Origin of the sequence: Candidatus Frankia nodulisporulans (assembly GCF_902806475.1) — a bacterium.
Lineage (GTDB): Bacteria > Actinomycetota > Actinomycetes > Frankiales > Frankiaceae > Frankia > Frankia umida.
The window spans coordinates 1-14248 of record NZ_CADCWS010000004.1; the positions used below are offsets into that span (position 1 = coordinate 1).

At 72.3% G+C, this 14248-nt stretch carries 13 protein-coding genes and 2 pseudogenes; 7 read left to right on the top strand and 8 right to left on the bottom strand.

The annotated features are described in order from the left end of the window. Nucleotides 1–9 precede the first annotated feature (9 nt). From allB to uraH, 3 genes and pseudogenes are all read left to right on the top strand, one after another. On the top strand, nucleotides 10–1401 hold the full coding sequence (gene allB, locus G6R24_RS00970) for an allantoinase AllB (protein WP_163547313.1): 1392 nt from the start codon (nucleotides 10–12) through the stop codon (nucleotides 1399–1401). Nucleotides 1402–1433: 32 nt separating this feature from the next. Next, a pseudogene (locus G6R24_RS00975) lies at nucleotides 1434–2968 on the top strand (allantoicase). Between the two features lies 1 nt (nucleotide 2969). Continuing rightward, nucleotides 2970–3281, top strand: a complete 312-nt coding sequence (gene uraH / locus G6R24_RS00980; RefSeq protein WP_163547269.1) for a hydroxyisourate hydrolase — start codon at nucleotides 2970–2972, stop codon at nucleotides 3279–3281. A gap of 71 nt (nucleotides 3282–3352) precedes the next feature. Here the strand turns inward: uraH and G6R24_RS00985 are convergent, their stop codons facing one another. Further along, nucleotides 3353–3736, bottom strand: coding sequence for a YybH family protein (locus tag G6R24_RS00985; protein ID WP_225437951.1), 384 nt, complete (start codon nucleotides 3734–3736; stop codon nucleotides 3353–3355). Nucleotides 3737–3873: 137 nt separating this feature from the next. Here G6R24_RS00985 and G6R24_RS00990 point away from each other — a divergent pair, with 137 nt between their 5' ends. Then, the gene (locus G6R24_RS00990) at nucleotides 3874–4806 is read left to right on the top strand and encodes a LysR family transcriptional regulator (protein ID WP_163547270.1); all 933 of its coding nucleotides are present in this window, start codon (nucleotides 3874–3876) and stop codon (nucleotides 4804–4806) included. Between the two features lie 10 nt (nucleotides 4807–4816). Here the strand turns inward: G6R24_RS00990 and G6R24_RS00995 are convergent, their stop codons facing one another. From G6R24_RS00995 to G6R24_RS01010, 4 genes are read right to left on the bottom strand one after another with little or no spacing between them, the layout of a single operon-like run. Beyond that, nucleotides 4817–5566, bottom strand: coding sequence for an FMN-binding negative transcriptional regulator (locus tag G6R24_RS00995; RefSeq protein ID WP_225437953.1), 750 nt, complete (start codon nucleotides 5564–5566; stop codon nucleotides 4817–4819). A gap of 28 nt (nucleotides 5567–5594) precedes the next feature. Then, nucleotides 5595–5927 (bottom strand): DUF3349 domain-containing protein, encoded by a 333-nt coding sequence (locus tag G6R24_RS01000; RefSeq protein WP_163547271.1) that lies wholly within the window; start codon nucleotides 5925–5927, stop codon nucleotides 5595–5597. A 34-nt stretch (nucleotides 5928–5961) separates the two neighbouring features. Next, on the bottom strand, nucleotides 5962–6222 hold the full coding sequence (locus G6R24_RS01005) for a hypothetical protein (protein WP_163547272.1): 261 nt from the start codon (nucleotides 6220–6222) through the stop codon (nucleotides 5962–5964). A 31-nt stretch (nucleotides 6223–6253) separates the two neighbouring features. Further along, nucleotides 6254–7402, bottom strand: a complete 1149-nt coding sequence (locus tag G6R24_RS01010; protein ID WP_163547273.1) for an inorganic phosphate transporter — start codon at nucleotides 7400–7402, stop codon at nucleotides 6254–6256. 320 nt (nucleotides 7403–7722) lie between these two features. Between G6R24_RS01010 and G6R24_RS01015 the strand changes: the two genes are divergently transcribed. Next, nucleotides 7723–8490, top strand: a complete 768-nt coding sequence (locus G6R24_RS01015; protein WP_163547274.1) for an SDR family NAD(P)-dependent oxidoreductase — start codon at nucleotides 7723–7725, stop codon at nucleotides 8488–8490. 59 nt (nucleotides 8491–8549) lie between these two features. Next, complete coding sequence (locus G6R24_RS01020; protein ID WP_163547275.1) at nucleotides 8550–9665, top strand: Rv3169 family protein; 1116 nt, start codon at nucleotides 8550–8552, stop codon at nucleotides 9663–9665. Between the two features lie 16 nt (nucleotides 9666–9681). On the opposite strand, the pseudogene G6R24_RS01025 reads toward G6R24_RS01020, so the two are convergent. Continuing rightward, nucleotides 9682–11002 (bottom strand): annotated as a pseudogene (locus tag G6R24_RS01025) (DUF6986 family protein). An 815-nt stretch (nucleotides 11003–11817) separates the two neighbouring features. Here G6R24_RS01025 and G6R24_RS01030 point away from each other — a divergent pair. Continuing rightward, complete coding sequence (locus G6R24_RS01030; RefSeq protein ID WP_225437955.1) at nucleotides 11818–12615, top strand: TrmH family RNA methyltransferase; 798 nt, start codon at nucleotides 11818–11820, stop codon at nucleotides 12613–12615. A 77-nt stretch (nucleotides 12616–12692) separates the two neighbouring features. Here the strand turns inward: G6R24_RS01030 and G6R24_RS01035 are convergent, their stop codons facing one another. Both G6R24_RS01035 and G6R24_RS01040 read right to left on the bottom strand, forming a co-directional pair. Beyond that, entirely contained in the window at nucleotides 12693–13055 is a 363-nt protein-coding gene (locus G6R24_RS01035; RefSeq protein WP_225437956.1) for a DUF2752 domain-containing protein, read from the bottom strand. Nucleotides 13056–13259: 204 nt separating this feature from the next. Then, the gene (locus G6R24_RS01040; RefSeq protein WP_163547278.1) at nucleotides 13260–13637 is read right to left on the bottom strand and encodes a hypothetical protein; all 378 of its coding nucleotides are present in this window, start codon (nucleotides 13635–13637) and stop codon (nucleotides 13260–13262) included. Nucleotides 13638–14248 lie beyond the last annotated feature (611 nt).

The following is a 14248-nucleotide window of genomic DNA, read 5'->3' on the forward strand; positions in this document are numbered from 1 at the left end:
TCGGCTGCCATGGGCTGGTCCACCTCTCCCACCAGCACGTCTCCCACCGGCACGTCGGTCGACCTGCCCGAGCGGGCGCAGGTGCTGCGCTCACACCGGGTGGTGCTGCCGGACGGCGAACGGCCCGCGGCGGTGCACGTCGTGGCCGGCCGGATCGCCGCGATCACCGGGTTCGACGAGGTACCCGCGGACGTGCTGGTCACCGACCTCGGCCCGTGGGCGCTGCTGCCCGGCGTGGTCGACAGCCATGTGCACGTCAACGAGCCCGGCCGGACCGAATGGGAGGGCTTCGCCACCGCGACCCGGGCCGCGGCCGCCGGCGGGGTCACCACGATCATCGACATGCCGCTGAACGCGATCCCGCCGACGACCTCGCTCGCGGCGCTCGAGACCAAGCGGGCGGTGGCGGCCGGCCAGATCGCGGTGGACGTCGGCTTCTGGGGCGGCATCATCGGCGCCGACACCCGCAGCCTGCGTGACCTGGCCGCGCTGCACGACGCCGGCGTGTTCGGCTTCAAGGCGTTCCTGGCCCCCTCGGGGGTGGAGGAGTTCCCGCACGTGTCCATGGACGTGCTCGCGGCCGCCACCCGTCACACCGCCCGGATGGGCGCCCTCACCGTGGTGCACGCCGAGGCCCCGGCGGTGCTCGAGGCGGCGCCGCCGGTGGCGGGCCGGGCGTTCGCGAGCTGGCTCGCCTCCCGTCCCCCCGCCGCCGAGCAGCAGGCGGTGGCGGGTCTGGCCGCGCTGTCCGCGGCGACCGGCGCCCGACTGCACGTGCTGCACCTGTCCGCCGCCGACGCGCTGGACGACCTGCTCGCCGCCCGGGCGGAGGGGTTGGCGTTCACCGCCGAGACCTGCCCGCACTACCTGACCTTCACGGCCGAGGAGGTCCCCGACGGGGCCACCGTCTTCAAGTGCGCACCCCCCATTCGGGGGCGGGCGAACCTGGACCGGATGTGGGACGCGTTGGCCGAGGGGCTGCTCGCCGGCGTCGTCAGCGATCATTCCCCGTCGACCCCGGAGGTCAAGCGGATCGACACCGGCGACTTCGCCGCCGCCTGGGGCGGCATCGCATCCGTGCAGCTCGGGCTGTCCGCGGTCTGGACGCAGGCGCGCACCCGCGGGCACAGCCTCGCCGATGTGGTCGCCTGGATGTGCGCGGGACCCGCCGATCTCGCCGGTCTGCCGACCAAGGGACGCCTCACGGTGGGTGCCGACGCGGACCTCGTGGTCCTCGACCCGGACGGGTCCTACCTGGTGGAGCCCAGCATGCTGCGTCACCGTCACCCGCTGACCCCCTACGCTGGTCGTAGCCTGGACGGACTGGTCCGGGCGACCTACCTGCGGGGGGTGCGCGCCGACGGCGATCGCCCGCCGCGGGGGCGTCTGCTGGCACGGTGACGGCCCCGGTCGACCCGGAAAGAGGGAATCTGATGAGTGACGAGCCCGACCTGACCAACCTCATCGATCTGGCCGCGTCCCGTTTCGGCGGTACGGTCGTCGCCGTCAACGACGAGTTCTTCGCGTTCGCCGAGCGGATGCTGCTGTCCGAGCCACCGACCGTGCGTCCGGGTGTGTTCACCGAACGCGGTCAGTGGGCCGACGGCTGGGAGACCCGCCGTCGCCGTGACCTGCCCGGAGCCGACTGGGCCGTGGTCCGTCTCGGCGCCCCGGGTATCGCCCGGGCGATCACCGTCGACACCACCCACTTCACCGGCAACGCCCCCGAGGCGGTCGAGATCCACGGGGCGAAGCTCGCCGGCTACCCGTCCGCCGCCGAGGCCGCCGACCCCGCGGTGGAGTGGGTCGAACTGGTGGGTCACACCCCCATCGCCGCGGACGCGGTGAACGTGCTGCCCGTGGCCGAGCCGGGCCAGACCCGCATCACCCATCTGCGCCTGACGATCCACCCCGACGGCGGCGTCGCCCGGCTGCGGGTGCATGGCACGGTCGTGCCGGATCCCCGCCTGTTCGACCGGGTCACCTCCGACCTCGCCGCCGCCTATCTGGGCGGGGTCGTCGTCGCCGCCAGCGACATGCACTACGGCGGACGGCACAACCTCAACGCCTCCGGCGACGCCCGCGCCATGGGCGAAGGCTGGGAGACCCGCCGCCGCCGCGGTACGGGGCACGACTGGGCCACGGTTCGCCTGGCCACCCAGGGCCAGATCGTGCGGGCCGAGGTCGACACCCGCCACTTCCGCGGCAACGCCCCCCGCGCCGTCGAACTGTGGGCCGCCGACTGCCCCGACCTGATCGACCCGGATGACGTCGACGCCGTCACCGGCTGGTTCCCCCTGCTGCCGCGTACCCGCGTCCAGCCCAACACCTGGAGGTGCCCGTCCAGGCCACCCATGTGCGCCTGGACGCCATCCCCGACGGCGGCTTGGCCCGGCTGCGCCTGACCGGTGCCCCGACCCTGGTCGGCCGGGAGGCGCTGGCGATGCGCTGGTTCGACGCGCTGTCCCCGGACGCCGCGCGCGAGGAGCTGCTGGCCTGCTGCGGTTCGGAGGACTGGGCCGAGGCGGTGGTGGCCCGCCGTCCGTTCGGCACGCTCGCGGCGCTGCTGCCCGCCGCCGAGCAGGAGTGGTGGCAGGTGCCCGAATCGGCCTGGTTCGAGGCGTTCACCGCGCACCCCCGGATCGGGGAGCGCCCGGCCCGCACCCCGGCGCCGCCGACGACCGCCCGGGCCTCCATCGTCTCCCTCGACGCCCCCCGTCGGGAGCAGGCGGCGATGGACGAGGCGTCCGAGGAGACCAAGGCCGCGTTCGCCGCCGGCAACGCCGCCTACGAGGAGCGTTTCGGCTATGTCTTCCTGGTCCGTGCGGCCGGCCGCACCGCGCCGGAGATGCTGGACCTGCTCCAGCAGCGGATGACCCACGACGCCGCCGAGGAGCTGCGTGTCGCCGCCGGTCAGCAGGCGGAGATCACCGCGCTGCGCATCCGCCACCTGATCACCGGGGCGTGACGTGGGCCTGTCCACCCATGTGCTGGACACGGCCCTCGGTCAACCCGCGGCCGAGGTCCGTGTGCGGCTCGAACGCGGTGAACCCACCGCCGGCTGGACCCTGCTCGCCGAGGCCGTCACCGACCCCGACAGCCGGATCACCGGCCTGCCCCTGACCGCACCCGGACGCTTTCGGCTGGTGTTCGACACCAGCGCCCGTTCGGCGTTCTTCCCCGAGGTCACGATCGCCTTCGAGGTCAGCGACCCCGCCGACCCGCACCACGTCCCGCTGCTGCTGGCCCCCTTCGGCTACTCGACCTACCTGGGCAGCTGACCGCGACGGTTCGCACTCCGGCGGTTCACGTCGCTGGCGGTTCGGTCTCTGGCGGTTCAGTCCGTGGCGGTTCAGTCCGTGGCGGTGAACTCGGGCTGGTCGAGCAGGCGTAGCCAGGTGCCGTCCGGCTGCCGGCGCACGACCTGCGCGCGGGCGCCGGCGCCGTCGCGGGGTGCGGTGGACGTCAGCGCGATGTCCCCGCTGACCAGGGTGGGCAGCGGCTCCTCCGGCTCGAAACGGGGTGCGTGCGTGAGCACCCGCTCCCACAGGGCACGGATGGCGTCGCGGCCCACCGTCCGCCCGCCCGGCGGGTAGGCCATCACCGCGTCCGGCTCGTAGAGCTCGGCGATGCCGGCGGCGTCCCCGGCGTTGGCCCGTTCGACGAACAGCCTGGTCAGATCCTCCGGCACACGGGCACGTTCCCGGGCGGTCGACAGGTTCGGATGCGACGTCAAGGGATTCCTCCTTGGTGCTTCCCGCTGGCTTGGTGCTTCCCGCCGGCTTCCTGCTGCGCTCGGCTCCACGTCCACACTGCGTCGGACGGGATCAGAAGTCCAACAGCTTGATCTGATGAGAACTAGAATCAGCGCTTATGGAGCTGCGCCAGTTGGAGTACTTCGTCGCGGTCGCCGAGGAGGCGAACTTCACCCGGGCGGCCGAGCGGGTGCACATCAGCCAGTCGGGGGTCAGCGCGCAGATCCGCGCGTTGGAGCACGAGCTCGGCGCCGCCCTGCTCGACCGCACGGGTCGCGCCGCCACCCTCACCACCACCGGCGTGGCCGCCCTCGAGCACGCCCGGCAGGCCCTGGCCGCCGTCGCCGCGGTGCGCGGTGCCGTGGACGAGGTGCGCGGGCTCGTCCGGGGCCGCCTGAACGTCGGCATGGTCGCGTCCTGCCTGGTCCAGCCCTGGTTCGAGGCGCTCGCGGCCTTCCACGAGGCCCACCCCGGCATCGAGCTGAGCGTCGTCGAGGACGCCTCCGACCGGCTGATCGGACAGGTCCGCGCCGGCACCCTCGAACTGGCGCTGGTCGGCACCGCCGCGGACGACGCCGCCCGCGACCCACGGATGCTGCCCGTGCTCAGCGAACCGCTGGTCGCGGCGGTCGCCCCCGACCATCCGCTGGCCGCGTGGCCCAGTGTCACCCTCGCCGAGCTCACCGCCCACCCGCTGGCCTGCTTGCCGCCCGGCACCGGCGTGCGCACCGTGTTCGAACGCTGCTGTGCCGCGGCGGGCGTCCGGCCGCGTTTCGCCGTGCAGGCGGCCGCGCCGGCGGCCGTCGCGGATCTGGCCGCCCGCGGCCTCGGCGTCGCGATCCTGTCCACGTCCATGGTCGACGGTCGCGCGGACAGCCTGCGCGCCCTGCCCATCGAGGACGCCCCGGTCCGCGCGCTGCTCGCCCTCACCTGGACCGCCACCCCCAGCCCCGCCCTGCACGCCCTGCTGCGTCACTGCCGCCGCACCTTCGCCCTGGACGATCAGGCGGGTCTGGCCGGGCGGCGCACCGGCAGCTCGACGGCCGGATGAGCTGGCCCGATCAGTCGGGGACGCGGCCCGAACCGAACCGTGTCATCAGGTCGGCGACGGCCTCGCCCGGCGGCGCGGTGGCCTCGCCTTCGCCCTCGTCCCGCAGGCCGGCGAGGACACCGTCGCGGTCGGCGGGGGAACGGTTCTGGCTGAGTTTCGCCTGCGCGACGATCGACTGGACGGCCATCTCGACGCCGACGATGGCCCGCAGCTGGCCGGTGACGAACTCCGCGGGGGCGTCGTCCACCGACCAGGGCCGCGGGCAGTGCCGCTCGTGCTGGTCGGTGAGACGGGTGACGACGTCACGCAGCCAGGCGGGCTCGTGGTGGAACACGACCGGGCCGGTGAAGTGGACGGACAGGTGGTTCCAGGTCGGCACGACCCGGCCGTGCTCGGCCTTGGTGGCATACCAGGACGGTGAGACGTACGCCTGCGGCCCGCGCAGGATGGCGAGCGCCACGACACCCGGTTCGCTCCCGCGCCACTGCCCGTTGGCGCGCGCGATATGCCCGAGCAGTCGCCCGTGCGGCGCCCCGCGACCCTCGGCCGCCCCACCGGCTGGATCAGCGTCGCCGGAGCGGGTGAGCGTGGGGTCGGTCTGGCCGGGGGCGCGGTCCCAGATCACGGGGACGAGGGTGGCGACCAGACCCGTGCCGTCGAAGGTGACCAGGTCGACGGCACCGATCCGCTCGACCAGCTCGGCGACCTGGTCGAACTCGGTCAGCTCGAACGGGCGCGGCACGTACACGGCTGTGATCATACGACGACGGTCGCGCGCGACCACCCCGTCACCGGTGTGGCTCGGCTACCGGTGTGGTTCGGTCACCGGTGTGGTTCGGCCAACCGCCGGCGGCCAGGCGGGCGCTGACCCGGGCGATGTCCTGGTCGCGGGCGGCGCCGTTGGTGAGTTCGGAGATCGCGGTGCGGACCGCGTGCACCGAGGCGGAGTCGTCCGCCTCGGCCAAGGTCGTGGCGAGCTCGTCCACCTCGTCGGCGGTGAGCCTGCGGCGCAGCAACGCGAACAGCGGCAGATAGTCGTGGTCGGGAACGCCCTCGGGATAGCCGGCGCGCAGCCAGCCGACGATCGAGGCCAGGAACGGGGGTAGCGCCCTGCTGCTCATGGTGATGACGGTCCTGTCTGAGGTTTCGGCGGCTTCAGGTTCCGGCGACGACGGAGTAGATGCCCCAGCCGATCCCGGCGAGCACGATCGCGAAGCACAGGGCCCCGGCGGCGATCCCCGCCGGATTCGACCCGAGGATCCGGTCGTCGGCGCCGCTCGTGGTGGCGGCGCCGCCCCGGCCGGGGAGGCTGATGGCACGCAGGCCGACGGCGAACAGCGCGGGCAGGCCGGCGCCGGCCAGCAGGCCGAGGACGACGATCTTCCACAGGGCGTCAAGGTTGATCCAGGAGTTCACAGCCAGCCCCTCCTCTCGTGATGGCGCGGCATCAGGCGGCGATGCGCTCGTGGGTCTCGGCCGGGACCAGAGCGCCGTCCCATTCCTCGTTCACGTTGTGGTGGCTGACCGGGGTCTTGCGGGCATGCCAGTACAGGGCGCCGGAGGCGATCACCAGCACCGCGAAGACGACGATGACTCCGGCCGTCCCGCCGATGCCCTGGGCGATGCCGTAGCAGGCGGCGCCGACCAGCCCGGAGGAGGGCAGAGTGAGCAGCCAGGCGGTGGCCATCCGGCCGGCGACGCTCCAGCGCACCTCGGCGCCGCGCCGACCGAGACCGGTGCCAAGGATCGAGCCGGTGGCGACGTGCGTGGTCGACAGCGAGTACCCGAAGTGGCTGGACAGCAGGATCGTGGCGGCCGAGGAGGACTCGGCCGCCATGCCCTGCGGCGAGTCGATCTCGACCAGGCCCTTGCCCAGGGTCCGGATGACCCGCCAACCGCCCAGGTAGGTGCCGGCGCTGATGGCGATCGCACAGCTGACGATGACCCAGGTGGGAGCCTGCGCACCGGAGTTGAGGGTGCCGTTGGCGATGAGTGCCAGGGTGATGACGCCCATGGTCTTCTGCGCGTCGTTCGTGCCGTGGGCGAGGGACACCAGCGAGGCGGAGCCGATCTGCCCGATGTGGAAGCCGTGGTTGCGGGTACCGTCCGGGACGCTGCGGCTCAGCCGGTAGATCAGATAGGTGCCGGCGGTGGCGATGAGCGCGGCGATAACGGGCGACAGACCGGCCGGAATAATGACCTTCGAGACAACTCCGTGCCATTTAACGCCGTCGCTGCCGGCGGCGGCGATGGTCGAGCCGATCACCCCACCGATAAGCGCGTGGGAGGAACTGGACGGAATTCCGAAGAACCAGGTGAGCAGATTCCAGGTGATTCCGCCGACCAGGCCGGCGAAGACGACGGTGAGCGTCACGTCGCCGGTGTTGACCAGGCCACTCGCGATCGTGGCGGCCACGCTCAGCGACAGGAATGCGCCGACGAGATTCAGCGCCCCGGACAGGGCGACGGCCACCTTGGGTGGTAGTGCTCCGGTCGCGATCGATGTTGCCATCGCGTTGCCGGTGTCATGGAAGCCATTTGTGAAGTCGAATGCCAGTGCGGTCACGACCACCAGGGCCAGTACGCCGTCGTTCACATCGACTGTTGTAACGGCATGGCCGGCGGATGTCGACCCGTCCGATGCTGTGTGTTTTCCGGGCGACGGTTTTGTCGTGCATCCTTTACCTGACGTTCACTTTCTGCACCGGAGTCGTTCGGTTTGGAATCCGAAACGGCCTGGCGGTGGCCGACCGCGACCATCCGTGACCATCCGCGGGCGCCCTGGGTCAGGTGGGGTCGGGCACCGTCCGGCGTCCGGCGACGGTTGATTCGCCACCTTCGTGCTGGCGGGCTGAGCCCGGCGTGGGGCCGATCACGTGGGACGGGCCGATCACGTGGGACAGGGAGTGCTGGTCGATGACGCAACGGTTCGCCGGTCGGGTCGCCATTGTCACGGGAGCGTCGACGGGCATCGGTGCCGCCGTCGCGGGGCGTCTCGCCGAGGAGGGCGCCGCGGTGGTCGCCTGCGCCCGGCACGAACCGAAGGATCCCCTCCCCGCGGGCGTCGCCTTTCTCGGCGCCGATGTCACCCGCCCGGCGGACGTCACCCACCTGGTCGAGGAGACCATCGCCCGGCACGGGCAGCTCGACGTGGTCGTGGCCAACGCGGGAACGGCCGACGTCGGGCAGTGGCCGCAGGAGACCGTCGCCCAGTGGCAGGCGATCATCGATCTGAACCTGACCGGCACCATGCTGACCTGTCAGGCGGCCTGGCCACATCTGATCCGCACCGCGGGGTCCATCGTCATGCTTTCCTCGCTGTCGGCGGTCATGGGCGTCGGTGAACACGAACTCACCCGCATGGGCGGCATCCAGCCGGGCGCATCCTACCAGGCTTCCAAAGCCGGCGTCGAAGGGCTGACGAAACACCTGGCCGGCCGCGGCGGCGAGCACGGCCTGCGGGTCAACGCGGTGCGCCCCGGCCGCATCATGCATGACCGGTATGTGGCGCAGCTCGGCGAGGAGGGCGTCTTCTGGTCGCACTACCAGCACATCCAGCTGTTGAAGCGGCATGGCCGGTCCGAGGACGTCGCCGCGGCCGTCGCCTTCCTGGCCTCCGCCGAGGCCGCCTTCATCACCGGCGCCGTTCTCGACGTCGACGGTGGCGCGGTGGCCAAGCTGTAGTACCGCAGTACCGCCCGGCCCAGGCCGGCCCTGCCGAGACGACCCGAGGAGAATCGGCGATGCTCACCCCTTTCGACGACTACCCGATTCATTCGTCGGCCGATCCGATCGCCCATCCGGCCACCGGCGACCCCAACCACTACGACCGCTACTGGTTCAACGGCCATCAGAAGGACGGCCACTTCTACTTCGGCGCCGCGATGGGGCACTACCCGGTGCGGGGAGTCATCGACGCGGCGTTCAGCGTGGTGCTGGGAGGTGTCGAGCACTCCATCTTCGCGTCCGGAACGATGCCGCTCGACCGTTCCACCACGGTCGGTCCCATCCGGATCGAGGTCGTGGAACCGATGCGGACGATCCGTTACGTCGTAGCGCCGAACGAACAGGGCATCTCCTGTGACCTGACTTTTCGCGCGACCACCGTCGCCGTGGAGGAACCGCGCCAGCGGCGGATCTCGCCCGCCGGCATCCTCACCTCCGACCACACCCGGCTGACCCAGTGGGGCACCTGGGAGGGCACCGTCACCGTCGACGGCGAGCAGTTGCGCATCGATGCGGCGGACGTCTCCGGCACCCGCGACCGTTCCTGGGGAACCCGTCCGGTCGGCCAGCAGCTGACGATGAACATCCCGCGTCCGGAGTTGCAGATCTTCTGGTTGTGGGCACCGCTGCACTTCGGTGACCGGTTCACGCATTTCGCCGTGCACGAGTACTCCGATGGCACCCGCTGGCTGGAGACGGCACTCGTGCTCGACCCCGTTCCCGGGAACGTGGCCCCCTGGCAGGGCACGCCGGCCGGCGGGGTCCGGGAGGGCCGCAACATCCGCCACCAGCTGGAGTTCGAGCCGGGCCGCCGCGAGATCACACGGGCCGACCTGTGGTTCGACGACCCGGCCGAGGGTGAGGTGCACATCGAACTGGAGAAGGTCCTGACCTTCCGGATGCGTGGCCTGGGCTACTGGACCCATGGCGCCAACCACGGCGAACTGGAGGTCGGGCGGGAGTCGATCGCCCTCGCCGATTTCGATCCCGTCGCCCGGACCTCACTGCACCTGCAGAATCTGGTGATCGCGAAAATGGGCGACCGCACCGGCGTCGGGGTGCTCGAACAGATCCACCTCGGTCCGCACACCCCGACCGGACTGACCGGAACCGTCGACGGCTTCGGCAGCTGACCCCGACCGGCCGCGGCTAACCCACCAGCCGGAGCACCTGGTCGCGGCGCAGCCCGGCGGAGCCGAGCGTCGCGTCGTCGACAAGGCCGGCTTCCAATGCCCGCAGGACGTGTCCGGCGAGCGCCCGCCCGGTCGCCGGCTCGTCCGCGACGGCCCCACCCCCGGCCATCACCGTCAGCCCCGGCCCCACCGTCAGCGGCGTTCTCGTTCCCGGCGTGGGTGCGCTGGGTGGCGACGTACGCGCCGAGTCGGGCCAGGGTGTCGTCCAGTCCGCTGAGCAGGCAGCCGGCGACGGCGGCGTGCCGGCTCACCAGCTGCCCCGGATGCAGGTCCCAGCCCTGGTAGAGCCCGCGGTGCCAGGCTCGGCGGACCAGATCGGCGTGCCGACGCCAGGCCCGGTGCACGTCGGGGTCGACGGGCAGCAGGTTCGACGAGCCATCGGCGACGTCGATACCGGTACCTGCCGCCACGAGCTGCATCATCGTCGTCGCGTACTCGACCGCCGGATGATCGCTGGCCTGGTCGGCACCACCGATTCCCAGCGCCGCGGAGTAGTCGTAGGTACCGACGTGCAGGCCGACGAGCCGGCTGGCCCGCCCCGTCACGCTCAGCGCCAGACCGGTCCGGACGAGCTCGGGCAGGGCCAGGACGGCGGCCGAGGTCTCCACCTGGATCTCGATGTCGACCGGCCCCGGCAACCCGAGCTGGTCGGTCAGCGCGGCGAGCACGTCGGCGAACACCCGTAGCTGCGCGGGCGCGCTCACCTTCGGCACGGTGATCACCAGGCCCGGCGGTGGGCCGTCGTGCGCGCACAGGGCGGTCAGGAACAGGTCGAGGCTGCGCAGCCCCCGTGAGCGCACCGCGGGGTCCAGCGACTTCGGACGCAGACCGTAACGGGCCGGTAGCAGGCCGGCGGCGGCCGCGGCCCGCAGCGCCTCGGCCGCCCGCACCGCGTCGGCGTCCTCGGCGTCGTCGGCGCGCAGGCCGTAGCCGTCCTCGAGGTCGACCCGCAGGTCCTGCACCGGCTCGGTGGCGAGCACCCGCGTCACCTGGGCGTGGACCGCGGCGGCGATGGCCTCCGCCGGATCGCCACCGGTGGCGGCGGCGAGCGTGGCCGGGTCCGGCGCGTGCCGCGCCAGCAGCCGCTGGGCCCGCGCGCCCCAGATCGCCATGATGTCCGCCCGCATGTGGTCGGCTGGCAGGTAGCAGGTGTGCACCGGCTGCCGGCCGGCCCCGCCGGACGCCCCGGGATGGCGCGCGGCCAGCGCCGCGTCGACCGGTTCGAGAGCGGCGCTCAGCCGCGCGATCATCGCGGCCGGCAACGTCGTGCGCCTCATCCGACCGCGTCCCGTACGGCGATGCCGACCAGACGGCCCGCGTGGCCAGCTCGGCCCGCGTGGCCTGGGTGGTCCGCGTGGCCTGGATGGTCAGGGGGTGTGGCGAGGGCCGAGGCCGTCGCCGGCGCTGTGCACACCGATCGGGGGGGTCGATGCGCGGCGCCGACGACGGCGGTTCGGGAGGGCCCGTCCAAGGCCCCACGGGAGTGCGCTCCGGGCGTTCCGGCGCGGCACCCCCTTGCTTTGTACCAAATTTCCCTGCGGACGCACCTGATCGGTCTCAATTGCCGAGAGTGACCGATCGTGTCAACGCCTTCCGTGAACGAGAAACCACCCGATTGTACCCACAGGACGCTGACCTCGGCATCTCGATCGATCCAAGGGATGCCAGGCGCGTCGATGCGACCATCGGTGATTGCACCGCGTGATGTGATCTTGGCAAAAACGTCCTGCGGCCCGCCGTCGACCGCGCACATCGTCGAGGCCGTCTCGGTCAGCGACCACACGAAGCCCTCTGTGCTGAACGGGCTCATGAGGCCGTGCCGCTCGTGGGGCTGTGCTTGTCGCATGACTGGACGCGCTCCGTTCCGGGCTGGACGAAGGTGGGCAGGCCCGCCGCCCGAGCCGGGGGGCGTCACCGCCAGACGATAGGAGCTGGCCGCCCGGCGAGGGAGCGCGTTGGACGCCGCGGCATCCTGGCGCGTGGGCTGGCGCACAGGTGCGGCCGGGGTTCTGGTAGACTTGAGCGTGTGTGTCGCGACCCGGCCACCGCGGATGACGGCACGCGATCCGTCCCGGCGCGGCCCGATCCCCTCGTGATCGACGATGCTGCCGACCCGCGGGTGGACGACTTCGTCGCGCTCACCGACGTGGCCCTGCGTCGCCGGCGGGAGCCGGCTGACGGTCTGTTCATCGCCGAAGGTGAGCGGGTGATCGGACGTGCCCTGCGGGCCGGTTACCGGCCGCGGTCCGTGCTGGTGGCACCGGCACGGCTCGCCGCGGTGCCGGCGGACCTGCCCGCGGATGTCCCGATCTACGTCGCCGGGCCGGACGTCCTCGCCGCCATCGCCGGGTTCGAGGTGCACCGCGGGGCGCTCGCGTCCATGTGCCGACGTCCGCCGCGCTCACCGGCCGACCTGCTCGCCACCGCCCGGCGCGTGCTGGTCTGCGAGGACATCGTCAGCCACACCAACCTGGGTGCGATCTTCCGGTCCGCGGCCGGTCTCGGGATGGACTCGGTGCTGCTCAGCCCGCGCTGCGCCGACCCGCTCTACCGACGATCCGTACGCGTGTCGATGGGGGAGGTGTTCGCCGTCCCGTACGCCCGGCTCGACCCATGGCCCGCGGCCCTCGCCGATCTGCGCACCGCCGGGTTCGACCTGCTTGCCCTCACCCCCGCCGCGGACGCCGACGACCTCGCCACCTACGCCGCGCGCCTGGCCGACCTGCCGGCTCGGGTGGCGTTGCTGCTCGGCACCGAGGGGCCGGGGCTGTCCGCGCCGGCCCAGGCGGCGGCGAGCGCCCGGGTGCGGATTCCGATGGCCCACGGTGTGGACTCCCTGAACGTCGCCGCGACCGCCGCGATCGCCTGCTACCTGCTCGGCCAACGCTGAGCCACCCGCGCGCCCCGGACGGCCAGGCCGCTCCGCAGGGTGCAGGCCGCCCTGGACGGTCAGGTGGCGCCGGAGGGTCAGGCCGCAAGCCAGGTGCAGCCGGGTAGCGGCAGGTTACGCAGCACCCAGAAGGCGATCACCAGCACCGGGATCACCGGCAGCAGGCGGGCCGGGACGCGGGGCAGCGGGCGTCGCCAGCCGGCGGCCCGGGCGACCGCCACGAGCCAGCCGGCGCCCAGAACCGGCGCGACCACGACGAAGAAGAGATTGAAGTTCGCCGCCTCGCCGGGATGGCCGTGGAGAAGCTGGTGTGCGGCGCGCAGCGACCCGCATCCGGGGCAGTCCAGCGATGTCGCCCAGCGAAACGGGCAGACCGGATAGTGCCCCGGATGAGCCGGATCCACCAGGTACACCCGCACGGCGGCGGCGACCGCGATCACCCCGAGTGTCGCGAAACCAGCCAGTCGCGCCCGCGGCCCCCAGATCCGTGGCGCCCAGACCCGGGGCCGTGTCGCCCAGCCCCCCGGCGCCGTCCCCGGGTCAGGCGCGCGGCCCGCCCAGGCCGGCGGTTGTGGCTGCGGGTCGTCCATCGTGGAGGCCACAGCTGAGAGCGTAACCGGGGTGGCGGGGCGCCGGTGTGGCGGTCATTCGAGGTGCAGCGCGCGCTCCTCGGCGGTTCCGGTGCGCCGGACCCGTCCGTCCCGGTCACCGGAATAGCCGTTCTCCTCGCCGTCGCCGACGTCCTCCCTGCCGGTGTCGCGACGCTCGGCCTCCAGGTAGGGATCGGGGTCGGGCACCTCGGCGGACAGCAGCCGGTCGAGGGACGCGCCGCGGCGTTCCTCCCGTGGGGTGGCCGGGAAACGCAGGTTGTCGCTGGGGCGGTCAGGTGCGTCCCAGGTGTCGTCGAGGGGGTCCCGGCCGGCCTCGGTCGAACCGAGTTCGTCACTGTCCAGGATCTCCGCGGGCTCGAGCGGGTCGTCCTGGACGCTCCACTCTCCGGACTGCGCGGCTGGCTGTGTCATGGCGGCCTCCCTGGCCGGCCACCCCAGCACGAGGTCCCGGCGTCGGTGTCGGTGCGTTCGGGCTTTTCCCGGCACGCTCTGCTGCTCCACCTTCCCGTGGTCAGCCCGGTCAACCACGGGCTGACCGCACCGCGGACGAGGCGTCCGGCTCGGTCCGTCCGGCCGGCGAAAACACCGGCCGGACGGACCGCCGAGGTGCGTCGTCGCCGGCCGCCAATCGTGGGGAATCGCTCTTGTCGTGTGTCATGATGCGGCGGTGTCGCAGCCCATGAACATAACTTCCACTGCCACGGCGAAAGCCTGGATGTATCTGGCTGTGGTGGCCTGTTTCGGCCCCTATGTGGCGGGTGGAATACGTACGGAGCAGGTTGTCGTCTACGGCGGTATGCTCCTTTTCCTGCCGGCGGGTGGAATGTATCGGGGGCTCTCCTCGCGACACCTGATGATGGTGGTGCTCTGGGGGTCCTTCGCCGCGTTCGTCACCCTCGACGCGATCGGTGTGACGGTTCTCGGTGACTTCGCACCGGGTTCGCTGCTGGCCGGTATGGACAACTATCTCTATCCGGTCGCCGTGCTGCTCATGGTCGGCCGCTGGCTGGGCTGCGGCTATG

Excerpts from the sequence above, each read along its gene's own strand:
- allB (WP_163547313.1), top strand. The coding sequence starts at position 10 with ATGGGCTGGTCCACCTCTCCCACCAGCACGTCTCCCACCGGCACGTCG.
- G6R24_RS00990 (WP_163547270.1), top strand. The coding sequence starts at position 3,874 with ATGGAGCTGCGCCAGTTGGAGTACTTCGTCGCGGTCGCCGAGGAGGCG.
- G6R24_RS00995 (WP_225437953.1), bottom strand. The coding sequence starts at position 5,566 with ATGATCACAGCCGTGTACGTGCCGCGCCCGTTCGAGCTGACCGAGTTC.
- G6R24_RS01000 (WP_163547271.1), bottom strand. The coding sequence starts at position 5,927 with ATGAGCAGCAGGGCGCTACCCCCGTTCCTGGCCTCGATCGTCGGCTGG.
- G6R24_RS01015 (WP_163547274.1), top strand. The coding sequence starts at position 7,723 with ATGACGCAACGGTTCGCCGGTCGGGTCGCCATTGTCACGGGAGCGTCG.
- G6R24_RS01020 (WP_163547275.1), top strand. The coding sequence starts at position 8,550 with ATGCTCACCCCTTTCGACGACTACCCGATTCATTCGTCGGCCGATCCG.
- G6R24_RS01040 (WP_163547278.1), bottom strand. The coding sequence starts at position 13,637 with ATGACACAGCCAGCCGCGCAGTCCGGAGAGTGGAGCGTCCAGGACGAC.